Raw genomic sequence first — 23,500 nt, 5'->3', positions numbered from 1 at the left:
AACGAACTCGAATCACGCAGCGGTGGAAAGATATTCGTCGGCACCGGTGCGATACCGGTCGTGCAGCAGCCGGACGATCGCCGGATGCGCTCCCAATGGTTCGGCGACCCCGTCGGCGCCCGATTCGCGCAGGCGCTGCTGGAACAGTCCGTGTGCCAGCAGATACGAACTCACGAACACCCGCTGCCGACCGGATTCCCGCAGCGCCGCGACAACGTCCGCCACCCGCGGTTCGCCGGTGGCGATGTATGCGGTGTGGACGGGGCCGCCCAGCTCGTCGGCCAGCAGTGCGGTGGCCCGCCGGACATCGTGGCGCGCACGGGCATCCGAGGAGCCCGCCGCCGCGAGCACCACGGCGTCACCCCGGCGCATACCGGCTTCGCGCAACCGCATCCGCATGACCCGGGCCAGCATCGCGTCCGGGCCCATCGCCGGGGTCACCACCACATTCGGATGGCCGCTGTCGCGGACCTCGCGCGGAACGTCCTGATATACGTGGTAACCGGAGGCCAGGAAGGCCGGAACCACGACGGCCGGCCCGCCATCGAGTTCGCGCAGCACCTCGGCGGGAGTGGGCCCGAGTACGTCGACGAAGGCGGTACACACCTGTGGTCCGGTGTCCGAACCCGCGAGTTCGGCCCGGACCGCATCGGCGAGCGTGCCGATCATCCGCACACCTCTGGCGCTGCGGGTGCCGTGCGCGACCAGCACCAGCGCGGGGGCGCTCACCACACCCCCGCCACCGGAGCCGGTCGTTGCGGTCGCACCGACGGTGCGTGCCCCGTCGGCGGGCGAGGATTGTTGTCCACACATTCCGCCGGATCCAGGGCCAGCCGGTAACCGCGCTTGACCACCGTCTGAATCGCCTTGGGAGTACCGAGACTCGCACGCAGACGGGCGATTCCGGTCTCCACGGCGTGGGTGTCGTCACCGCCGCCGGGCAGAGCCGCCAGCAGATCCTCCCGCGACACCACCCGGCCGGGCTGCCGGGCCAGGGCCCGCATCAGCGCCATCGGCGCGGGGGCCAGCTGGCGTACCCCACCGTCGACCACCACACATCCCCCGCGCACACTCAACTCGTGCCCGGCGGCGTGAATGCGATTGGCGCGCCGGGGAAGTTCCTCGGCGACATGGCGGGCCAGGGCGCCCAGTCGCGCCCGGCCGGGCATGGTCGCCGACACACCCAGTTCCTCCAGCGGCGCCGCGGTGATCGGCCCGACGCAGGCGGGCAGCACGCGGGTGCGCATCGCCTGCAGAATCCCCTCGAGCAAGCCGGTCTCCTTGGCCCGCATCAACATCGAGGCCACCGCGGGCGCACTGGTGAAGGTGACGCAGTCCAGGGCCGAGGTCACCACGCCCTCGATCAGCCGATCCATCGGCACCCGATCGTCGGGCGGGACCCAGCGATACACCGGAACCGGCACGACATCCGCTCCAGCACAACGCAATACCTCACAGAAGTCGGGAACCGGTTCCCATTCGGTGGTGGCACCGTGCAGCTGCACCGCGATCCGCACCCCTTCGACGCCCTCGGCGAGCAGGTGGTCGAGCACCTCCGCCGACGACTCCGAGGCCGGCGACCACTCCTCACGCAGTTCGGCGGCGCGAATGGCACCTTTCGCCTTGGGACCGCGCGCGAGCAGCCGGGTGGAAGCCAGTGTGGTCCGCAGATTCTCGGCCAGCCCCCAGCCCTCGGCCGCCTCCATCCAGCCACGAAAGCCGATGCCGGTGGTGGCCACGGCGATCCGGGGCGGGTCGGCCACCAGTTGCCGGGTCACCCGCTCGAGTTCGTTGTCGTCCGCCAGCGGGATGATGCGAATCGCCGGAGCGGAGACGATATTCGCGCCGCGGCGAGTCAGCAGTGTCGCCAGTTCGTCGGCCCGGCGGGCGGCGGTCACCCCGATGGTGAAGCCGTCCAGAGGTTTCGATCCGATCGCATCGGTCACGGGGTACCGCCACTGTAGAGCGGTTCGTTGGACACCGCGACGACGCCGTCGGCGACCCGCACGCCGTAGACCGGCAGCGCCACCGAGTCGTCGTCCAGGCAGTGCCCGTCGATCAGCGAGAAGGCCTGCTTGAGCAGTGGCGAGGCCACCACCGGCACACCGGCGCGATCGCCGACGATACCGCGCGACATCACCGCGGCCCGCCCGAAGGGATCGATATTGCCGACGGCATACAGCGTGCCGTCGGGCAGCAGGAACAGCGCGGCCTGCCGCCCGCCCCGCAGCAGTACCGCCACGCCGCGGCCGGGAATCAGATGGTCCAGCCGGCAGGCCGAGGTCCAGCCCGCGGTCGTGGCCGGTGTGAACCCGGGTGTGTCGATAACGGTCATCGGCAATCTCCTGTGCTTGTGCGGGACACCCGCACCCGGTCGGGCCGATGATGGCGAACAACGATCCATCGACGGCCCTCTGATGAACGCCTTACCCAATAGGTACCCGTGTCCTGTTTCCACACGATTACACAGCTATTTCTCGGGCGTGGCAGTAGTTACCGGCATATCTGGCAAACCGAGCAATACCGGCACCTTACGCGCGCCGCTGTCGTCGAAGGCGATCGTGGGATCGGCCTGCTCCGGTGCGTTGACGAAGGTCACGAAGCGTGACAGTTTCTGCGGATCCTCCAGTACAGCGGCCCATTCGTCCTTGTAACCGGCGACGTGGCGGGCCATCGCCGCCTCGAGATCGGCGGCGATACCGAGCGAGTCCTCGCACACGACCCGCTTCAGGTGTTCGAACCCGCCCGCCAGTGATTCCTGCCACGGTGCGGTGCGCTGCAGCCGGTCGGCGGTGCGGATGTAGAACATCAGGTAGCGGTCGATGTAGCGGACCAGCGTCTCGTCGTCGAGATCACCGGCCAGCAGCACCGCATGCTTGGGCGTCAGGCCGCCGTTACCGCCGACGTAGAGGTTCCACCCGTTCTCGGTGGCGATGACGCCGACATCCTTGCCGCGCGCCTCGGCGCATTCCCGCGCACACCCCGACACGGCCAGCTTGAGCTTGTGCGGCGAACGCAGGCCCCGGTAGCGCTTCTCCAGCAGCACGGCCATACCCACCGAATCCTGCTGTCCGTAGCGGCACCAGGTCGACCCCACACAGCTCTTCACCGTGCGCAGCGATTTGCCGTAGGCGTGACCGGATTCCATCCCCTTGTCCACCAGCCGCTGCCAGATCTGCGGCAGTTGCTCGACCCGGGCACCGAACAGGTCGATGCGCTGGCCTCCGGTGACCTTCACGTAGAGGCCGAAATCCTTGGCGATCTGGCCGATTTCGATCAGCTGCTCGGCAGTGACCTCACCGCCGGGCATCCGCGGCACCACCGAGTAGGTGCCGTTCTTCTGCAGGTTGGCCAGGAAGTGGTCGTTGGTGTCCTGCAGCGCGGACTGCTCACCGTCGAGGATGTGATCGCTCGAGGTGGAGGCCAGGATGGAGGCGACGGTCGGCTTGCAGATGTCGCAGCCGATTCCGTTGCCGTGCTTGGTGATCAGTTCGGAGAAGGTGCGGATCCCGGTGGCCTGCACGATCTGGAACAGTTCCGACCGCGACTGGGCGAAGTGCTCGCACAACGCCTTCGACATCTCGACGCCGGACTGTTCGAGCAGCTTCTTGAGCATGGGAACGCAACCGCCGCAGGAGGTTCCGGCGGCGGTGTGGCTCTTGACCCCGGCGATATCGCAGGCACCGTCCGCGATCGCAGCGCAGATCGCCCCCTTGGACACGTTGTTGCACGAGCAGATCTGCGCTTCGTCGGGCAGCGCGTCGGCGCCCAGTTCGGCACCCGCGGGCGAGATCAGCGCGGCCGGTTCGGCCGGCAGTTCGCTGCCGACCAGCGGGCGCAGCGCCGCGTACTGCGAGGCGTCGCCGACCAGGATGCCGCCGAGCAGGGTCTTGGCGTCGTCGGAGAGCACGAGCTTGGCATAGGTGCCCTTGGCAGCGTCGTGCAGCACCACCGACAGCGCGCCCTCGGTGGTGGCGTGCGCGTCACCGAAACTGGCCACGTCCACGCCGAGCAGCTTCAGCTTGGTCGACAGATCCGCGCCGGGGAACTCCCCCGCCCCGCCGAGCAGCCGGTCCGCGACGATCTCGGCGGTGGTGTAGCCGGGGGCGACCAGGCCGTAGCAGGTGCCCTGGACGGCCGCGACCTCACCGACGGCGAAGATGTGCGGATCCGAGGTGACCATGCCCAGGTCGGTAACCGCACCGCCGCGCGGACCGACCTCGAGCCCGGCATCGCGGGCGATCTGATCGCGTGGCCGCACACCGGCGGAGAAGACCACCAGCGAGGCGTCGATGGTCGAATCGTCGGACAGCGTAACCCGCAGTCCCGCACCATCTTCCGCCTGTTCGATGGCGGAGGTACCGACCCCGGTGCGCACGTGCAGGCCCAGATCGGTGACCAGCTTCTCCAGGATGGCCCCACCGCCCTCGTCGACCTGTACCGGCATCAGCCGCGGCGCGAATTCGACCACGTGCGGGGTGATCCCCATCAGCCGCAGCGCATTGGCCGCCTCGAGGCCCAGCAGACCACCACCGACGACCACGCCGACCGCGCCCGGCCCGGCGGTCTCGGCGGCGGCCCGGATCCCGTCGAGATCCGCCAGGGTGCGGTAGACGAAACATTCCGGCCGATCGTGTCCCGGGACCGGGGGAACGAACGCATACGATCCGGTAGCCAGCACCAGTGCGTCGTAACCGATCACATCACCCGAGGAGGTGGTGACCTTGCGGCCGGCGCGGTCGATCTCCTCGGCCCGCACGTCCAGCCGCAGATCCACCAGCGCATCACCGGCGTACTCGTTGCCCGGCAGGGCCAGGGCGGCCGGATCCCAGCTGCCGACATAGGACGAGAGTCCGACGCGGTCGTAGGCGGGCACGCTCTCCTCGCTCAGGACGACGACCTGCCAGCCGCCGGCCTCGTCGCGGGAGCGCAGGGCCTCCACGAACCGGTGCCCGACCATGCCGTGGCCGACGACCACCACGGTCTTGCGCTGTGCGGGTTCGACTGTCGTGTTCATGACTGGCCTCCGATACTGTCGTGCTGGTCAGCCGCGAGCCGCGGTGGTGGACGGGGTGTGGCCGGATTTCGCGGCCCGCTCGGCATCGAGGACCAGCGCCTCGGCCTCGGCGATCGGACCGGATTCCGTTCGCGGCGAGGAGATTCCGGGCCGCCGGAGGAAGACCGCCCAGACGACGATCGCGCAGACGAGGTAGAAGGCCAGGAACACCCAGAAAGCCGTGGTGGCGGAATTGGTGGAGGCGTAGGACGACCGCAGCACCAGGTTGATACCCACTCCACCGAGCGCTCCGATGGCGCCGACGAAACCGATCAGCGCACCCGAGGTGTTGCGCGACCAGGCCGCCTGCTCGGCCGGACTCGCCCGCAGGCTCTTGGATTTCGCGTCGAACACCGACGGGATGATCTTGGTGACCGACCCGTTGCCGATGCCCGAGAGCACGAACAGTGCGATGAATCCGGCGACCAGGACGGCCATCGTGGCGCCGGAGGCGACCCCGTTGTCGCGATCGGCGGCCACACTCGCGACGGCGACCACGACCGCGGCGGCCATCATGCCCGTGAATGCGAACAGCGTCACCCGGCTGCCACCGAACCGGTCGGCCCACTTACCGCCGTAGGGGCGGGCCAGCGAACCGAGCAGCGGGCCGATGAAAGCGATCTGTGCGGCGTGCAGGCCGGCCCGGGTGGCCGAGTCGCCGCCGGCCTTGAAGCCGATCTGCAGGACCTGTCCGAAGGCGAAGCTGAATCCGATGAACGATCCGAAGGTGCCGATGTAGAGGAACGCGATGGCCCACGACTGCGGCACCTTCAGCGATTCCAGCATGTATCCCAGATCCGCCTTCTGATTGCGCAGATTGTCCATGTACAGCGCGGCGCCGATACCGGCGATAGCGATGAAAGCCAGGTACACCAGGCACACGATCGAGGCGTAGGAGTTGCCGACGGTGGCGATCACCAGCAGGCCGATCAGCTGGATCACCGGGACGCCGATATTGCCGCCACCGGCGTTCAGCCCCAGCGCCCAGCCCTTGAGCCGCTGCGGATAGAAGGCGTTGATATTGGTCATCGAGGAGGCGAAGTTGCCGCCGCCGAAGCCGGCGAACGCGGCCACCACCATGAATGTGGTGTAGGACGTGCCGGGCTGGTTGATGAAGTACAGCGTCAGCAGCGTCGGGATCAGCAGCATCAGCGCACTGAAGATCGTCCAGTCGCGGCCGCCGAAGCGGGCGGTGGCCACGGTGTAGGGAATGCGCAGGATGCCGCCGACCAGTGTCGGCATCGCGACCAGGAAGAACTTCCCGGCGGCATCGATGCCGAACTTTTCGGTCGGCATGAACAGCACCATCACCGACCAGATCGACCACACCGAGAATCCGACATGTTCGGCAACGACCGACCAGATCAGATTGCGACGGGCGATGTCCTTGCCGCCGGCCTCCCAGGCCGCGACATCCTCGGCATCCCAATGCTCGATGTCGTGGTTACGCGTCAGCGTGCTCAACGGGGCCTCCTGAAATTCCGGTTGGCCCCAAGGTAGGAAACGGGTATTGCCGCGATGCTGCGCCACATGACGCGTAAATCAACGGTTGCTCACGATTCCGGGGGTTTCCCGGTGAGGACCCCGGCTGTGTTTCGCCCATATGACACAAGGGTTTCCGCACGTCACAAAGTGCCGACGGTCACAGCGCGAGTCGGTGAAGTCCCATCATGGCCACCGGCTCACCGCGGCGCAACCCGAGCGGTGAACCGGGCCCGCGGCGTACCGCGGGACACCTAGTGCCAGGTGTCCTCGAGCATGCGCGGTTTACATGCCTGCCAGGCGCCCGCCAGCAACACCAGCACGGCCACCGCCAGCAGGGCGAACGGCACACCCCAGCCACCGACCACACTGTGCAGCACACCGAACAGCAGCGGCCCCACACACGCGACGGTGTAGCCGATGCCCTGGGTGAATCCGGACAGCGCCGCCGAACCGGCCTGGGTACGGGTGCGCAGATTGATCAGCGTGAGCGCCATCGGGAAGGTGCTCGGCCCCATACCCAGCAGCAACACCCACAGCCACGGCGCACTCATCGGCGCGATCAGCAGTCCCGCGAAGGCCGCGAAAAACGCGACGGCGCACACGATCACGACCGGGAACGGATTGCGGATCCGCGCGGTGAACGAGGGCGCGGTGAGCGCGGCCGCCAGTCCGATGAAGGAGAAGAAGGCCACCATGGTGCCGCCGAAGGAGGCATCCGCACCGGCATCGGCGAGGATCTTGGGCAGCCAGGTGAACATGGAGTAGGTGATCAGCGAGGTCATGCCGAACATGGCCGCCATACCCCAGGCCAGCGGTGATCGCCAGATGTTGCCCGCCCGCTGGTCCGGCGTCGCCGGCATCGCGGTGGTGTCGACCCGATCGCGTCCGCGCCGGTCGCGCAGCACCCCCAGCCACGGCAGTGTGGCCGCGAAGCCGATCACAGCCCACACCGCCAGCGAGATGCGCCACCCGGCCGCATCGGCCACCGGGACCGCGATCAGCGCCGGAATCACCGTTCCGATCTGCACCATCGTGATGTAGACCGAGCTCATCACCGCGAGGTGATCCGCGAAGTATCGCTTGACCAGCGGCGGGATCACGACATTGCCGATCCCCATCCCGGCCAGGGCGATGGCGGACAGTCCCAGCAGCTCCCAGGTGTCGGGCACCAACGCGCGGGTCAGCTGGCCGACGCCGGTCAGCAGCATGGCCACCAGTGCGGTCCGCTCCAGACCGAGCCGCCGTACGAAGATCGGCGTGATCAGCCCGGCCAGGGCGAACATGGCCGTCGGAATCATGCCGAAGACGCCGACGATCGCGGTCGAATAGCCGATGTCGCCACCGATCCGCTCGGCCAGGGGGGTGAAGGCCGTGACCGCCACCCGCAACGTGAGCGCCGAGAGCACGATCGCGACCAGCACCAGAATCCGGCCCTCGGTCAGGGCACGGCGCCGCGTCTCGGTACTCGGCTGTTGATTGGTGACAGTCACCGCGAAATCATAGGATGATTGGATGAAAGCAAGCAAGAAATGTGAGGAGGGGTACTCTATTGGCCGTGCAACCAGTCCGGCGCACCAGCCTCATCGCTCAGGTCACCGAACAACTGCGCGCTGAAATCCGTTCGGGTCGTTGGGCGATCGGATCGCGCATCCCGACCGAGCCGGAGCTCACCGAACTCACCGGCACCGGGCGCAACACCGTGCGCGAGGCGGTCCAGGCACTCGTCCACGCCGGAATGCTGGAACGCAGGCAGGGGTCGGGCACCTACGTCATCGCCGCCTCGGACCTCGGCGGCACCCTGACCAAGTACTTCGCCGACGCCGGCGAACGCGATGTACTCGAACTGCGCCAGGCACTCGATGTGCAGGCGGCCCGGCTCGCCGCACTGCGCCGCGACGAGGGCGATGTGAGCACACTGCTGGGGTTGCTGGAACGACGGCAGCGGGCCTGGGACACCGACAATGCCGCGGCCGTCGACGCCGACGTCGCCCTGCACCGGGCCATCGTCGCCGCCAGCCACAATGCCGTGTACCTCGAGTTCTACGATTCCCTGCTTCCGGTGATCGAAGACGTGATCCGTTCCCGGACAACGCGATACGGTGATGACTATCACGACGAGCACGCCGAACTCGTACACGCGGTGATCGACGGCGACAGCGAACGCGCCGCCCGCGCCGCCAACTGTTTCCTGGGATCACTCATCGCCGAATACGCCAGTCCGCCGCTGGGCGCCTCCACCCACGGCGACGTGCCGCCGGACCCGGTCGTCGGCACGCCGGCGGACAACTGAGCGATTCCGTTCGTCCCCGGCGGGGAATCCACGCCTGGTAAACGATTCGTCACCGTCATGTGCGAGACGTCGTGAGCGAGATTTGCTGCGAACGTCATCGTGGGTGAACCGGGCGTAATCGCGCATTCCTACCGTTGGATCCGACCGCACGGCCCGGCGTCACACCGGGTCACACCATTGATGAGGGCGGTCGCCCCCTTCGAGAGGACGCGCCGATGACAGCCACCGACGCCGCAGTGACCGGCACATCGACCCCCGGGTTCGAATACCGAGCCCGCGGACGCTGGCTCGACCACTGGGAACCCGACGACGAGAACTTCTGGGAGAACGGCGGAAAGCGAACCGCCCGAAAGAATTTGGCATTCTCGGTATTCTCCGAGAATCTCGGGTTCAGTATCTGGGTGCTGTGGGCCAGCGTGGTGACCGCGATGGGCTCGGCCGGTTTCCACTATCTGAGCGGCCCGGACGCCGTGGGCAATTCGCTGTTGCTGACCTCCACGCCCACCCTGGTCGGCGCCGCGCTGCGCGTGCCGTACACCTTCGCCATCCCGAAATTCGGCGGACGCGCGTTCACGGTGTTCAGTGCGGGCATGCTGTTGCTGCCGACGCTGGGCCTGGTCTATTTCGTCAATCAGCCCGGGACGCCGTTCTGGGTGTTCATGCTGCTGGCCGCACTCGCCGGTGTCGGTGGCGGCAACTTCTCCTCGTCGATGGCCAATATCAACTTCTTCTATCCCGAGGGCAAGAAGGGCGCCGCGCTCGGAATCAATGCCGCGGGCGGCAACATGGGTGTCGCACAGACCCAGCTGCTGGTCCCGCTGATCATCACCCTGGGCACGCATCTTTTGGCCGAGGACCCCGCCGGCTACCGGTTCGGGATCACCCTCGCGGTCCTGGTGTGGATCCCGTTCATCCTGATAGCGATGTTCGGCGCGCTGCGCTACATGGATTCGATCACGGGCGCGAAATCCGACGGCAGCTCCTATCGGCTCGCATTGACCAACCCGCACACCTGGATCATGGCCGTGCTCTACGTCGGCACCTTCGGCTCGTTCATCGGCTTCTCCTTCGCCTTTCCCACCCTGCTGAAATCCACGTTCCCGGATCTGGCGAAGATCGGCTGGATGTCGACGATCGGCAATCTCGCATTCCTCGGTGCCTTCGTCGGGTCGCTGAGCCGTCCTGTCGGCGGCGCGATCGCGGACAGATTCACCGGGGCCCGGATCACCGCCTACGTGTTCGGTGGCATGGCCGCGGCCACCGCCCTGATCGTTGCTGCCCTGTCGATGAAAAACTTTCCGCTGTACCTGATTGCGTTCCTCCTGCTGTTCGTGCTCACCGGCGTCGGTAACGGGTCCACCTACCGGATGATCCCGTCCATCTTCGGCGCCGAGGCCAAGCGCCGCGCCGCGGAAAGCGGCCAGGATCCCGCCACGGCGACGGCCGCGGCAAAAAGGCAGGCCGGTGCGGCGATCGGTGTGGTCGGCGCGGTGGGCGCGGCCGGCGGCTGGGTACTGCAGCAGGCGCTGCGGGAATCCAATCTCCACTTCGGCGCAATGGCACCGGCGTTCTGGGCGTACGTGGTGGCGTTCCTGGTGATGGGCGGTATCACCTGGTGGTTCTACCTGCGCTCGTCGTTCGCCATCGCACGGATGCCCTCACTCGCGCACGCGGGTGTGTGACACCCGGAATGCCAGGAGGCCCGCTGATCACTCGATCGGCGGGCCCCTACAGCATCAGGCGGATCATGTCGGCCGTATGCGCCAGCCCCGGAAAGGCTTCCGCGGTCGATCGCGGATGCAGGGCGTGCACCGCCAGCCGGAACATGACCGCGCGCAACAACATCTGCGGCCACTGCGGCAGATCCGACCACCGTTCCAGCAATCCCGGATCGGCGCCGCCCCACGACAGTGCGTCGACCACGATCACCCCGGCCGCCCACGACGCCGGGCGCCAGTACGGGGTGATGTCGGTCAATCCGGGAGCCTGCCCGCCCGCGAACAGCACCGTGCCGAACAGATCACCGTGCACCAGCTGCGACGGCGTCTGCACCGGTTTGCGCAGCGTCGCCAGCTGGGCGAGCATATCGATGCTGTGGCGGCCGTCCGGTGAGGTCGCCGACAACATGCCACCCGCCCGCAGGGTGCGCAACGGCACCGTCTCCCAGGCGGCGCGGTCGGCGGCGACGAACACATCCACATCGACCCACGGTGCGATGGGCGCCTGGATCAGGAATCGCGGACGTTCCAGCTGCGCGGTGGCGTAGTGCAGGCGCAGCGACACCGAGACCACCTCGTCGTGACGCGGTTCCGGGGTGCCGTCCATGAAGGTGTCGGCACGCCACCCGGAGACCACGTAGCGGCCGTCGGTGGCGCGCACCGGCCGTGCCAGACGCACCCCGTCCACCTGCAAGGTTTCGCGGACCTTGGCCGACCATGCCGCGCGGGCATGATCAGCCACCGGGCTGAGCACCACATCCCCGCATCGCCACCCACCGTCCCAGTCGCCCAGGGCGACCGGGGACACCTCGCGCAGCCCGAATGTGGCGCGCACATGCTCCGGAGGTTCGACTGATGTCACGGCCGTACCGTAACTCCCGGAACTTGTCCACCCGGGCAACCACGCTGGACGTTCGGGAACTCCGTTGCGTTATCGAGGCTTGTCCGCCGCCCCCGGCTTTTCCGACGATGCCAGGCCGTCCCGCGGGTACCCCCGGGTCCAACCGTTGTCGCGGACCTCAGTAGACCGGCAGTGAGGGATCGATCTGGTTGGCCCAGGCGATGATTCCGCCCTGCAGGTGGGTGGCGTCGGAGAAGCCGGCGCGCTTCAGCGCCGCCAGCGCTTCCGCGGACCGGATACCGGTCTTGCAGTGCAGCACGATCGGAGTGTTCTGCGGCAGATCGGCCAGCGCCTCACCGGACAGGATGCGGTCCTTGGGAATCAGGGTCGCGCCCTCGATGCGGACGATGTCCCACTCCACCGGCTCGCGGACATCGATGATCGCGACATCCTTACCGGCGTCGAGCATGTCCTTGAGCTCCCGGGCGGTGACCGTGGCACCGATCGCGGCGGCCTGGCCCTCCTCGGACACCACACCGCAGAACGCCTCGTAGTCGATGAGCTCGGTGATGGGCTGCCGTTCGGGATCGCGGCGCAGCTTGATGGTGCGGTAGTTCATGTCCAGTGCGTCGTAGACCATCAGCCGGCCCAGCAAGGTCTCCCCGATACCGGTGATGAGCTTGATCGCCTCGGTGACCATGACCGAACCGATCGACGCGCACAGCACGCCCAGTACGCCGCCCTCGGCGCAGGAGGGAACCATCCCCGGCGGCGGCGCCTCGGGGTACAGATCCCGGTAGTTGATGCCGCGACCGTCGGGGGCATCCTCCCAGAACACCGAGACCTGGCCCTCGAACCGGTAGATCGAACCCCAGACGTAGGGCTTACCGGCCAGCACCGCGGCATCGTTGACCAGGTAGCGGGTGGCGAAGTTGTCGGTACCGTCGACGATCAGGTCGTATTGTGCGAACAGCTCGACCGCGTTCTCCGGCTCCAGCCGAATCTTGTGCAGTACCACGTCGATTCCGGAATTGATCTCCAGAATCGAGTCCCGGGCGCTGTCGGCCTTGCTGCGGCCGATATCGGATTCGCCGTGGATGATCTGGCGCTGCAGATTCGACGCGTCGACCTCGTCGAACTCCACGATGCCCAGGGTTCCGACGCCGGCCGCGGCCAGATACAGCAGCGCGGGCGAGCCGAGACCACCGGCGCCGATCACCAGCACCTTGGCATTCTTCAACCGCTTCTGCCCATCCATCCCGAGATCGGGAATGATCAGATGCCGGCTGTAGCGGGCGACCTCATCCCTGGTCAGCTCCGCGGCCGGCTCGACCAGCGGTGGCAGGGACAGTGGTGATGACACGTCGCAGACTCCTCGAATCGAATTCGCCGATAGGGCTGGTGGGTACAACACGGCGAATCGGGCCGTTCTTCCCGTTGCTAACCGCGAGGATACGGCCACGGATTGAAGCGGCACTTCTTGCCGTCCATCGGCACCACACCCTGGGGATCCAGGATGGCGATGTCGTTGTTCCGGGTGCCGAAGGTCTGTTGCATCATCACCGGCGCGAGCCCGCCGTCGGTCTCGCAGGGCTGATGTTCGTGATAGCCGATGGCGTGGCCGACCTCGTGATTGATCTGGTACTGCCGATAGGAACCGATATCGCCCTCGAAGGCGGTGGCCCCGCGCACCCAGCGCACCTCCGACACGACCACGCGATCCAGATCGGAGTTGTAGCAGGAGGAGTCGATCGGGATTTCGAATCCGCACGACGATTTGGTGGTCTTCCGCGAGGTCAGCGAAACCCGGAAATCGGGCTCGCCGTTGTCGATCCGGCGGAATCCGAATCGCGGATCGTGTGTCCAGCTCTTGGGGTTGGCCAGGGTGGTCTGAACCATTTCGGCAACTGCGCCGTCGCCGCCCAGTGAGGTCGTGTCGACCCCGTTCTCGACCTCGACGGTGTAGGTGAACAGATGCTCCTGCGCGGCGCCCACCTGCGGCGTGGTGCCGGGGACGACATGCCAGGTACCGGCCCCGGCCTCGGTGTACGGCCCGCCCGCGGGCAGCGCACCCGAGGGCAGATCACCGAATTTCCCGTCCCCCCTGGGCGGTGCGCCGATGATTCCCGCATTACTGGTGTTCTGACTGAGTTTTCCCAGTGCTGGGGTGCCGCTTCCAGAATTTCCGCCAGCCCCCTTGACAGCGTCCACCACCACCAGAACGGTGATGACCGCCAGCACCGGCAGGGCGTAAGCTCGCCAGCCGTATACGGAGACGAATCGTCCCAGCGCACTCTGCTTTTTCGTATCGCGTTCCGGGCGTGGACGATTCGAGGATTCATCGGCCCCGGTCGGATCCCATTTCGCACGCAGCGGCTGATGGGAACGATCGACTCCGTCGGCACCGGGAGCGTATTCACCGGTGTCGGAATTCGGGGCCGGCGGACCGTAGCGATCGGGGAGGTCGGCGGGTTGCTGCGGGTTCGGCGGCGGGTCCCCGGCGGACTCCACACGCGCGACCACGGCACCGGCCGGACGTGGCGAATCGGGCCCACCGGTCGGTCTACCCCTTTCGTCGCTCACCGCAACAGAGTCTCACAGCCTGCTCGAGCCCACCTAAATACCGCTCCCGAGCGGGGTGGGTTGCGAGAAATCTCACCGCTGTGCGAGATTTCTCACGGCGGTCAGTTACTGACAAGTTGCCAATAGATGTGGGAAGTTATTCGAATACCACAACGGCAGGAACGTCGGTCGGCTTATCGTCGAGTGCACCGACCCGCAGCGCGGTGGGTCACGAACGAGTATCGTTCCTTGGATACCTATGCACATCCACATTCCCGCCGGGAATCGATTGGGAGAACCGAAATGACTGACCTCGTGGACCGGATGACGTCATCACGTACGTCGTCCGAGGCCATGGCACCGAGCAAGCGCGGAACCCGCCTACCCCGCGAGGCCCGCCGTGCTCAACTGCTCGCCGCGGCCAGCGAGGTTTTCGTACTACGCGGCTATCACGCCGCCGGCATGGACGAGATCTCGCAATGCGCCGGTGTCTCCAAACCCGTTCTGTACCAGCACTTCTCGAGTAAGTTGGAGCTGTACCTGGCGGTGCTGCAGAACTACATCGATGCCCTGGTCTCCAGCGTCCGCCAGGCGCTGCGCTCGACGACCGACAACCGTCAGCGCGTTCGCGCCGCGGTCGCCGCGTACTTCGACTTCGTCGATCACGACACCCAGGGCTTCCGCCTGGTCTTCGAATCCGACCTGACCAGCGAACCGCAGGTGCAGCGCCGGGTCGAGCAGGCCACCGAGGCCTGCGTGGACGCCGTCTTCGACCTGGTGGCGCACGACTCCGGCCTGGACCCGTACCGCGCCCGCATCCTCGCCGTGGGCCTGGTGGGCGCCAGCCAGATCACCGCCCGGTACTGGCTCGAGGCGGACCGGCCGATTCCCAAGGAAGAGGCCGTGGACACCACCGTCCAGCTCTGCTGGGGTGGTCTGTCGCGGGTGCCACTGTCCCAGCGCTGAGATACATGAGAAAAGGCCCGGACCTGCTGAGCAGGTCCGGGCCTTTGCACACGCTCCGGAGAGGCGGCGATCACACCGCGGCGAAGCCCACGCGGCCGCTGGTGGAGGTGCCGATCTCGACGTAGGCGACCTTGCTGGCCTGGATCAGGTATTTGCGGCCCTTCTCGTCCTCCAGGGCCAGCACACTGCCCGAGCCGCTCAGCGCGCCGGATACCAGCGCCTCGACCTCCTCAGGGGTCTGCGAGCTGGCGATCACCAGTTCCCGCGGGCTATCCGAAATGCCGATCTTGACCTCCACGGCCAACCTCCTAGAGTCCAGATGCTGTCGTGCCAAGGCTAATGCAGTACACCCGACCGCGACGATGCGCCCACCTGTGCTCTCAGCGAACACTCCGGGCCGGTCAGGCCGCTGCGACCGGTCATGCCAGGCCCAGCACCCGCATGCGCTCGGCGTGCGAGTTCTGCATCCGCTCGAACAGGGCGGCGACACCGTTGAGGTCGCCGGTCGCGATGAGTACCAGCTCGGTGAGTTCGTCACGCTGGGCCATCACGTACTGCGCCTGGGTGATGGCCTCACCGAGCAGGCGGCGCCCCCACAGCGTGAGCCGATCACGCTCGGAGCGGCTGACGGTGACCGCCCGGCGCACCTCCTCGACGACGAATTCCGAGTGGTCGGTCTCGGCCAGCACATCGTGGACCACGGTGGCCACCTCCGGTGCCAGCGAGTCGGCGAGCACCTGGTAGAAATCCGCCGCGATTCCGTCACCGACATAGAACTTGACCATGGATTCGAGCCAGGTCGAGGGGTCGGTCGAGGCGTGATAGGCGTCGAGGGCACGCACGAACGGCGCCATCGCGTCGAAGACGTCGACACCACGGCCCTGCAGTGCCTGCTCGAGCGTGTCGAAGTGCGCCATTTCGGCGGCCGCCATCTTCGCCACCGCGACCTTGCCGCGCAGCGTGGGCGAAAGTTTCGCCTCTTCCGCCAGGCGGTAGAACGCGGAGATCTCACCGTAGGCGAGTACCGCGAACAGATCGGTGACACCGAGATGATCGGCGGGAATTCCAGAGTCGGATTCGGTCGAAACACCCAGCGCGCCAGATGTGTTTGCAGCCATGCGGTCCAGCCTAGTGGTTTCGTGCCCGGAGGCGGTGGTCCAGCGTCACGACGCGGCCCGATTCACCCCTGGTCCCGCAGGAACTTCTCGAGATGGCCCCACGTGCTGTCGCGAGCGATCAGGATGCCCAGATGGCTGCCGGGCGCGGTCTCGTAACGGACCTCGCGCGCACCGGTCAAGGTGGTGCGGCCGTGCGCCACCGCGGCGGCGGGCGCGATCACGTCCTGCGGCCCGCCCACCAGCAGCACCGGCGCGGTGACCTCCGACAGCGCGATCGGCCGCGCCCCGATGTGGACAACACCCTTGCCGATGTCGTTGGCCAGCATGAATCGGCTCCACAGCTGGTTGTAGAAGCGGCCGGGATAGCCGGGCAACTGCGCCTGGAACCGGTCGATGGTCTCCATCCGGGCCAGGGTCGCCGAGTCGGCGAGGTTGTTCGCCAGGAACAGCGGCCGGCGCAGTTCGCGGTCCCAGGCCGCGGCGCGGTAGGCGATGCGGGTCAGCGGTGCCGGCACGCCGCCGGCCGCGCGGATGAGCGTCGACATGGTCAGGCCGCCGTCGATCCGAGCCAGTGCCCGGACCTGCGGTACCCCGCTGACGTGGTTGTAGTTCAGCGGCGCGCCGACCGCGGTGATCGAGCGGATCGGCAGGGCCGCGTCGGCGGCGGCGGTCAGCAGCGCCAGCACTCCGCCCAGCGACCAGCCGACGAGGTCGACCGGTGCGCCGTCACGATCGGCCGATACCCGCCGGACGGCTTCCGGCAGGATGTCGTCGAACCAGTCCTCGAAGCCCATGCGGCGATCGGCGAAACCGATCTCGCCGTAATCGACCAGATACGGGCGGCGACCGATCTCGAGCAGGAACCGGGCCATGCTCTGATCCGGACGCAGATCGAAGCAGACCGCGGGGGCGGCCAGCGGCGGTACCAGCAGCACCGCGGCGTCATCGGCCGGTGGCGGCCCGCCGGGATCGATGTCGTATCGGCGCAGCAGCCGGTGCGGTTCGTCCCACAGCACCGTCGAGGGGGCCGGGTCGGGAGATTCGATGCCGTCGCCGAAGGTCAGCGCCCAGGCGTTGCGGGCCGCGGCGCCCACGGTGTCTGCCAAGCTCACATCGACCAACTTATCGTGTGACACAGCGTCTCAGATATGTGGTCCGGGCCACGCCGGTCCGGATCGCCCCCTCGACTCGCCGCACGGCGATGATGAAATCCCCCGCTCGAATCGGTGGCGAATTTCTTCCGGACCACGATGAATTACCGTGCGCCACACGGCGGAACGGTCAACCCCGAACCCCGAACCCGCAGCGGAAAACCAGCGCAGAAAGGTATCACGCTACAATCTCTGTGGGCAACGGAAATTTTGCTTCGCGCCGCCATATCGTGACCGGCATATCGAACCGGTCGTTCCAGGCGGCGCGACAGGGGTAACCGAAGCCCGCAGAAAATGTGCGCGCACCAGATCCGCGACACCTCAGCGCCGCGCCCGGGCCACGTCCCAGATGGCGAGAGTGCAGGTGGAAACGCCGGAAAGTGGTGACCCGGAATTCCCGGTCCCGATCCACCTCGTGCGCGCTGGATGCGATTCACACGAGGAAGGCACGAACCCTGAGCAAGATCACCGTAGAACAAGAACCCGGGTTGTCGGACACGCTGCTGACGGCGGAACTCGACACCACCCACACCCCGCCGACATTCGCCGAATTGGGAGTGCGCCCGGAAATCGTGCGCGCACTCGGCGAGATCGGAATCGAACGTACTTTCGCGATCCAGGAGCTGACCCTGCCCCTCGCGCTGGCCGGCGACGATCTGATCGGCCAGGCCCGCACCGGTATGGGTAAGACCTTCGGATTCGGCGTGCCACTGCTGCACCGAATTTCCACGACCGATTCCGGCACCGCCGCATTGGACGGCACCCCGCGTGCATTGGTCATCGTGCCGACGCGCGAGTTGTGCATTCAGGTCACCAAGGATCTGGAGAATGCCGCCAAATACGTGGTCGATGAACGAGGCCCGCTTCGGGTCACCTCGATCTACGGCGGACGGCCGTACGAATCGCAGATCGCGGCGCTACGCGAGGGTGTCGACGTGGTCGTCGGCACGCCCGGACGCCTGCTGGACCTGGCCGAGCAGCAACATCTGATCCTCGGCAAGGTCGGCGTACTGGTCCTGGACGAGGCCGACGAAATGCTCGATCTGGGCTTTTTGCCGGATATCGAGCGAATTCTGTCGATGGTTCCGGACAAGCGCCAGACCATGTTGTTCTCGGCCACGATGCCGGGGCCGATCATCACACTGGCTCGTACGTTCCTGACGAAGCCGACCCATATCCGGGCCGAGGAACCGCACGACTCGGCGGTGCACGACCGCACGGCGCAATTCGTCTACCGCGCACACGCGCTGGACAAGAGCGAATTGGTCGCACGCGTGCTGCAGGCCGAGAGCCGCGGCGCCACCATGATCTTCACCCGTACCAAGCGCACCGCCCAGAAGGTCGCCGACGATCTGGCCGAGCGCGGTTTCGCGGTCGGCGCGGTACACGGCGATCTGGGCCAGATCGCCCGCGAGAAGGCACTCGACAAATTCCGCAAGGGCAAGATCGATGTCCTGGTCGCCACCGATGTGGCCGCGCGCGGTATCGACATCGACGATGTCACCCACGTGGTGAACTACCAGTGCCCGGAGGACGAGAAGACCTACGTGCACCGGATCGGCCGCACCGGCCGCGCCGGTCGCACCGGCGTCGCGGTCACCCTGGTGGACTGGGACGAGCTGCACCGCTGGGAAAGCATCAATTCCGCACTGGGACTGGGCATTCCGGAACCGGTGGAGACATACTCCCGGTCGGAGCATCTGCGCAACGATCTCGGCATCCCGGAGAGTGCGACCGGAACGCTGCGCCGCACCCCGGTGCGCGAAGCCGACGCCGTGGTGGTCGAGCGCGAGGCCCGGCAACCGCGTAAGCGCAACCGCCGTCGCACCCGTGCGGGCCAGCCGGTCATCGAGGGTGCCGATGCCACCTCGGCCGAAGACACCGCGGATTCGGATTCCACTGCGGCGCAGCCGGTTTCGGACGACTCGGCGGAGGGCGACAAGCCCGCTCGGCGTCGTCGCCGGCGGCGGCGCAAGCCCACCGCGGGCTCCGGTGACAGCGGCGCCGGCGACTCCGGCTCCGACGCCACGACCACCGATGCGGACCAGACTGCCGCGTCGGTCTGACCGCCGAATCGGTTAGTCTCGCTGACGTGCTCGCACCCGAGCGGCGGACGCGCGCCGACCTCTATGCCGCAGTCGCGATCGTCGTCGTCGTGGTGATCGCGGTCGTTGTCGTCTGGGCGAACAGCGCTGCCCGCGGGACCGAATCCGATCCCGCGGCGCATCCGGCCTCCCCGGCGCCCGCCGCCGACCGGTTGCCGGAAACGCTCACCGAACGCTGGCACGCGCCCGACGGGGCCGCCTCCCGGGCACTGACCTCGAGCGGTGTCGCCGTCACCGGTGACGGCGGCACCGTCAGCGGACTCGATCCGGCCGACGGGCACCAGGTCTGGAGATACCGGCGCGATATTCCGCTGTGTGCGGTGGAGAGCCAATTCGCCACCGCCATCGCGACCTATCGCGACAGCCGCGGCTGCAGCCAGACCACCATGCTCGACACCGCGGACGGGAAGCGGCGCACCGCGCGCAGCAGCTATATGGATTCGCGGCTCCAGCTGTCCACCGACGGCACCTATATGGTGGCGCAGGGGCCCGATCGGCTCGAGGTCTGGCGGTCGGACCTGGTCCGCACGCTCGAATACGGCCACGTCGACGCGCCCGTGAATCCACGCACCCAGCCTCGGCAGGGCTGCCGGTTGCTGTCGGCCACCTCGGGCGGCAGCCGGCTGGCCGTGCTCGAGCGCTGCCCGGACGACGTCGCGGACCGGCTCACCGTGCTCAATCCCGCTCCCAAGGATGCCTCCGCACCGGAGGAGTACGGCTCGCACGTACTGACCGAACCGGGCGCGGCCGACGAGAAGGCCCGGGTCATCGCGGCCTCGGACAATCGGATCGTGCTGTACCTGCCCGGGAACGACATCGCCCCACCGGAATTCGCGGTCTACGACACCGCGGCCAATCCCATTGCGACACATCGGCTCACCGCGCCCCTCGCCGAGAACAGCACCGTCACCCGGCTCGGCTCGGACTATTTCGTGTTCACCGGCAACAGCGTGATCGCGTTGAACGCCACCACCTTCGAACCGCAGTGGACCGCCTCCGACGCATCGGGTTCACCGGCCATGATGGCCGGCGCCATCCTGGTCCCGGTCACCGACGGGATCGAGGCACTGGATCCGTCGACCGGAGCCGCGCGGAAGCGAATCCCGCTGCACCGCAGCGACTACCACGGCGAGCCGATCTCGCTGGCGGTCAGTGGCACGGTGGTGCTCGAACAGCGCGGCGGCAGGCTCTACGGCACCAGCTGATCCGCCCACGCCGCCACCTCCCGAGGTGCGGCATGATCGAGACCATGAGTGCATCGGACAGGAACCATCGGCTGGTGCTGCTGCGGCACGGTGAGACCGCGTGGTCGGCGGCGCACAGGCACACCGGGCGCACCGATATCGCGCTCACCGACCGCGGCGAGGAACAGGCGCGGGCGGCCGCATCCGTGCTGACGGGACTCGATCTGAGCGACCCACTGGTCCTGACCAGCCCGCGCAAACGCGCCGTGCGTACCGCCGAGCTGGCCGGGCTGCCCACCGCCCACGTCGACGACGATCTGGTCGAATGGGACTACGGCGACTACGAGGGGCTGACCACCCCGCAGATACGCGAGACCGCACCGGGTTGGACCATCTTCACCGGTGCGGTGCCCGGTGGTGAATCCCTGACCGCGGTGTCCGCCCGCGCCGACCGCGTCCTCGAATCGGTCGAATCGGCCTTGCGCACCCGCGATGTGGTGCTGGTCGGCCACGGGCACTTCTCCCGGGTGCTGATCGCGCGCTGGGCGGAATTCCCGGCTCGCGAGGGGCGGCGGTTCTTCCTGTCGACCGCCGCGATCAGCATCCTCGGCCACGACCATCAGGCCCGGACGATCCTCGCGCACAATCTGGTACCGGCGGGAGCGGACCGATGATCCGCCGCGCCACTCCCGCCGATGTGCCCGCCCTGGTCGAATTGGTCTACGACCTGGCCGAATACGAACGAGCCCGGGAACAGTGCACCCTCACCGCGCAGGATCTGCACACCGCGCTGTTCGGCCCGGCGCCCGCGGTCTTCGCCCACATCGCCACGACGGGCTCGCCCGAGCGGGTGGCCGGCTGCGCGATCTGGTTCCTGAACTACTCGACCTGGACCGGCAAACACGGCATCTACCTCGAGGACCTCTACGTCCGTCCGGACGCCCGCGGTCACGGACTGGGCAAGGCCCTGCTGGTGGAACTGGCGCGCGAGGCGGTCGCGCACGGCTACACCCGGGTGGACTGGTCGGTGCTGGACTGGAATACGCCGTCGATCGAGTTCTACCGCGGCCTGGGTGCGGTGGCACAGGACGAGTGGACCGGTTTCCGGCTGGCCGGCGATGCCCTGGACCGGCTCGGCCGCTCCTGAGAATTCACACGCCCGCTGCCCTGCCGCCGAACCGGCGGTGCTGATCGCCCGGGCCGCCTCGGCCGTTTCCGAGAATTTTTCGCATCGCTGTCGATCCGGTCGCATACCGCGCGTCGAAGAGTTGAATGGTCCGAGAGGCGGACCACCCACTCGAAGGACGAGCCGACCATGTCTCAGTATCTGATCCTGATCTACCAAGACGAGAACGCCGTACCCGAGCCGGGGCCGGACAGCCCGATGCTGGCCGAGCACCGGGAATTCGCCGAACAGCACGCCGACGCCCTGCGCGGCGGTAACGCGCTGCACCGCACCCACACCGCGACCTCGGTGCGCCCGGACGGCGCGGGAGATTTCGTGGTCACCGACGCACCGTTCGCCGAGACCAAGGAACAGCTCGGCGGCTACTACCTGATCGAGGCGACCGATCTCGATGCCGCGATCGCGATCGCGCGCCGGGTGCCGATGCCGCACGGCGGTGTCGAGGTACGGCCGATCCGCGAACTCGGCTGATTCACACCATGTTCGATCACCCGACCGACCGTGGACCGGCGCTCCCCCATCGGGGTGGCGCCGGCTCGCGCCGGGATGGCGCACCATCGGATCCGCCGTTCCCGCGGTCCGATGAGGTCGCGGCCGCCGTCGCCGAGGCACATCGCCGCGAGTGGGCATTCGTACTGGCGGCGACCGTGCGGGTGACCCGCGATCTCGATCTGGCCGAGGAGTGCGTCCAGGACGCGTACGCCCAGGCACTCGTGCGCTGGGGCACGAACGGAATTCCACGACGCCCGGCGGCCTGGCTCACCACGGTCGCGCGGAACCGGGCGCTGGACCTGCTGCGCCGGCAGTCGACCGCACGCCGGGCGTTGCCACTCCTGATCGCCGACGAGAAGACTTCCGTGACAGCGGGTCTCGCGGAACCGGCGATACCGGATCCCGACGCGGAATTCGGTGACGACCGGTTGCGGTTGATCTGTACCTGCTGCCATCCGGCACTGGCCGCCCAGACACAGATCGCGCTCACCCTGCGGTTGGTGTGCGGGCTCACCACGGCGGAGGTGGCGCGCGCGTTCCTGGTCGCCGAACCGACGATGGCCGCACGCATCACCCGCGCCAAGAAGAAGATCGCGGCCGCCCGTATTCCGTACCGGGTGCCGGGTCCCGACGAACTGCCCGAGCGCGTCGAGGCCGTGCTCGCGGTGGTCCATCTGATGTTCACCACGGGACACACCGCGCCGTCGGGATCCGACCTGATCCGCCGTGAACTCACCGAGCGCGCACTGGACCTGGCCCGGATGCTGCACACCCTGCTCCCCGGCGATCCCGATGTCACGGGGCTGCTCGCGCTGCTGCTGCTCACCGATGCGCGGCGCGCGGCACGCACCTCGCGCGAGGGCGCGATGGTGGCACTGGCCGATCAGGACCGCTCGCGCTGGGATCACGACGAGATCACTCAGGGCCTGGCCCTGGTGCGCGCGGCCCTGGAACGCAGGCCCGGCCGCTACGCGTTGCAGGCCGCCATCGCCGCGGTGCACGCGCGGGCGCCGAGCTACGACGAGACGGATTGGCGGGAAATCCTCGGCCTCTACGACGTGCTGATCGATCTGTGGCCGTCACCGGTCGTGGCACTCAACCGGGCCGTCGCCGTCGGCATGGTCCACGGAGCCGAGGCGGGATCGGCCGCGCTCGACGAACTGTCCGGCGAGCCGCAACTGGCCGGATACGGATATCTCGCCGCGGCCCGGGCGCATTTTCTGGCTCGGCGACAACGCTACGACGAGGCGCGGCTGGCCTATTCCGAGGCGTTGCTGCTGACCGAGAACGACGCCGAGCGGGCTTTTCTCGGCGCCCGGCTGGCAGAGTTGGACGACTGACCGAAA

Annotated in this window: 21 protein-coding genes; 9 read left to right on the top strand and 12 right to left on the bottom strand. The window is 67.7% G+C overall.

Annotation, left to right across the window (positions count from 1 at the left end):
* Positions 1-12: 12 nt before the first annotated feature.
* The 6 genes from AB0L57_RS27875 to AB0L57_RS27850 all read right to left on the bottom strand — a co-directional run bounded on the left by AB0L57_RS27875 (position 13) and on the right by AB0L57_RS27850 (position 8,031).
* The gene (locus AB0L57_RS27875) at positions 13-729 is read right to left on the bottom strand and encodes a sirohydrochlorin chelatase (protein ID WP_364968172.1); all 717 of its coding nucleotides are present in this window, start codon (positions 727-729) and stop codon (positions 13-15) included.
* Positions 726-1,946 carry a uroporphyrinogen-III synthase gene (locus AB0L57_RS27870; RefSeq protein WP_364968169.1) on the bottom strand — a complete coding sequence of 407 codons (1,221 nt, stop codon included), beginning with the start codon at positions 1,944-1,946 and terminating at the stop codon, positions 726-728. Before AB0L57_RS27870 ends, AB0L57_RS27875 begins: the two co-directional genes overlap by 4 nt.
* On the bottom strand, positions 1,943-2,335 hold the full coding sequence (nirD, locus tag AB0L57_RS27865) for a nitrite reductase small subunit NirD (protein ID WP_364968166.1): 393 nt from the start codon (positions 2,333-2,335) through the stop codon (positions 1,943-1,945). The genes AB0L57_RS27870 and nirD overlap by 4 nt, the downstream gene beginning before the upstream one ends.
* 135 nt (positions 2,336-2,470) lie before the next feature.
* Positions 2,471-5,017 (bottom strand): nitrite reductase large subunit NirB, encoded by a 2,547-nt coding sequence (nirB, locus tag AB0L57_RS27860; RefSeq protein WP_364968163.1) that lies wholly within the window; start codon positions 5,015-5,017, stop codon positions 2,471-2,473.
* A gap of 27 nt (positions 5,018-5,044) precedes the next feature.
* Positions 5,045-6,520, bottom strand: a complete 1,476-nt coding sequence (locus AB0L57_RS27855) for a nitrate/nitrite transporter (protein WP_364968161.1) — start codon at positions 6,518-6,520, stop codon at positions 5,045-5,047.
* 272 nt (positions 6,521-6,792) lie between these two features.
* On the bottom strand, positions 6,793-8,031 hold the full coding sequence (locus tag AB0L57_RS27850) for an MFS transporter (RefSeq protein ID WP_364968158.1): 1,239 nt from the start codon (positions 8,029-8,031) through the stop codon (positions 6,793-6,795).
* A gap of 65 nt (positions 8,032-8,096) precedes the next feature.
* On the opposite strand from AB0L57_RS27850, the gene AB0L57_RS27845 reads away from it, so the two are divergent.
* Entirely contained in the window at positions 8,097-8,831 is a 735-nt protein-coding gene (locus tag AB0L57_RS27845) for a FadR/GntR family transcriptional regulator (protein WP_364968156.1), read from the top strand.
* A gap of 215 nt (positions 8,832-9,046) precedes the next feature.
* Positions 9,047-10,513, top strand: a complete 1,467-nt coding sequence (locus AB0L57_RS27840) for an MFS transporter (RefSeq protein ID WP_364968154.1) — start codon at positions 9,047-9,049, stop codon at positions 10,511-10,513.
* Between the two features lie 46 nt (positions 10,514-10,559).
* Here AB0L57_RS27840 and AB0L57_RS27835 read toward each other — a convergent pair whose 3' ends face one another.
* The 3 genes from AB0L57_RS27835 to AB0L57_RS27825 form a co-directional block, all read right to left on the bottom strand.
* Positions 10,560-11,411 (bottom strand): TIGR02569 family protein, encoded by an 852-nt coding sequence (locus AB0L57_RS27835; RefSeq protein ID WP_364968152.1) that lies wholly within the window; start codon positions 11,409-11,411, stop codon positions 10,560-10,562.
* Positions 11,412-11,568: 157 nt separating this feature from the next.
* On the bottom strand, positions 11,569-12,753 hold the full coding sequence (gene moeZ, locus AB0L57_RS27830; protein ID WP_364968149.1) for an adenylyltransferase/sulfurtransferase MoeZ: 1,185 nt from the start codon (positions 12,751-12,753) through the stop codon (positions 11,569-11,571).
* A 77-nt stretch (positions 12,754-12,830) separates the two neighbouring features.
* A complete protein-coding gene (locus AB0L57_RS27825) occupies positions 12,831-13,763 on the bottom strand; it encodes a DUF3152 domain-containing protein (RefSeq protein ID WP_364968304.1) in 933 nt (310 codons plus the stop codon).
* Between the two features lie 492 nt (positions 13,764-14,255).
* Here AB0L57_RS27825 and AB0L57_RS27820 point away from each other — a divergent pair, with 492 nt between their 5' ends.
* Complete coding sequence (locus AB0L57_RS27820) at positions 14,256-14,918, top strand: TetR/AcrR family transcriptional regulator (protein ID WP_364968146.1); 663 nt, start codon at positions 14,256-14,258, stop codon at positions 14,916-14,918.
* 70 nt (positions 14,919-14,988) lie between these two features.
* On the opposite strand, the gene AB0L57_RS27815 is transcribed toward AB0L57_RS27820, so the two are convergent.
* From AB0L57_RS27815 to AB0L57_RS27805, 3 genes are all read right to left on the bottom strand, one after another.
* Complete coding sequence (locus AB0L57_RS27815; protein WP_364968144.1) at positions 14,989-15,216, bottom strand: DUF3107 domain-containing protein; 228 nt, start codon at positions 15,214-15,216, stop codon at positions 14,989-14,991.
* A 121-nt stretch (positions 15,217-15,337) separates the two neighbouring features.
* Positions 15,338-16,036 carry a ferritin-like fold-containing protein gene (locus AB0L57_RS27810; protein ID WP_364968141.1) on the bottom strand — a complete coding sequence of 233 codons (699 nt, stop codon included), beginning with the start codon at positions 16,034-16,036 and terminating at the stop codon, positions 15,338-15,340.
* A gap of 62 nt (positions 16,037-16,098) precedes the next feature.
* A complete protein-coding gene (locus AB0L57_RS27805; protein ID WP_364968138.1) occupies positions 16,099-17,148 on the bottom strand; it encodes an alpha/beta hydrolase in 1,050 nt (349 codons plus the stop codon).
* 527 nt (positions 17,149-17,675) lie between these two features.
* Here AB0L57_RS27805 and AB0L57_RS27800 point away from each other — a divergent pair.
* The 6 genes from AB0L57_RS27800 (at position 17,676) to AB0L57_RS27775 (ending at position 23,494) form a co-directional block, all read left to right on the top strand.
* Positions 17,676-19,253, top strand: coding sequence for a DEAD/DEAH box helicase (locus AB0L57_RS27800; protein WP_364968135.1), 1,578 nt, complete (start codon positions 17,676-17,678; stop codon positions 19,251-19,253).
* 26 nt (positions 19,254-19,279) lie between these two features.
* Positions 19,280-20,497 (top strand): PQQ-binding-like beta-propeller repeat protein, encoded by a 1,218-nt coding sequence (locus tag AB0L57_RS27795; protein ID WP_364968133.1) that lies wholly within the window; start codon positions 19,280-19,282, stop codon positions 20,495-20,497.
* A 44-nt stretch (positions 20,498-20,541) separates the two neighbouring features.
* Entirely contained in the window at positions 20,542-21,150 is a 609-nt protein-coding gene (locus AB0L57_RS27790) for an acid phosphatase (RefSeq protein WP_364968131.1), read from the top strand.
* Entirely contained in the window at positions 21,147-21,623 is a 477-nt protein-coding gene (locus tag AB0L57_RS27785; protein WP_364968128.1) for a GNAT family N-acetyltransferase, read from the top strand. Before AB0L57_RS27790 ends, AB0L57_RS27785 begins: the two co-directional genes overlap by 4 nt.
* 168 nt (positions 21,624-21,791) lie before the next feature.
* A complete protein-coding gene (locus AB0L57_RS27780; protein WP_364968125.1) occupies positions 21,792-22,133 on the top strand; it encodes a YciI family protein in 342 nt (113 codons plus the stop codon).
* An 8-nt stretch (positions 22,134-22,141) separates the two neighbouring features.
* Entirely contained in the window at positions 22,142-23,494 is a 1,353-nt protein-coding gene (locus tag AB0L57_RS27775) for a sigma-70 family RNA polymerase sigma factor (RefSeq protein ID WP_364968123.1), read from the top strand.
* The last annotated feature ends 6 nt before the right edge of the window (positions 23,495-23,500 follow it).

The sequence above is a fragment of the Nocardia sp. NPDC052254 genome (assembly GCF_040679495.1).
In the GTDB taxonomy this organism is placed as follows: domain Bacteria; phylum Actinomycetota; class Actinomycetes; order Mycobacteriales; family Mycobacteriaceae; genus Nocardia.
The sequence above is the reverse complement of the archived record's forward strand: the minus strand, read 5'-3'. Positions and strand labels throughout refer to the sequence as shown.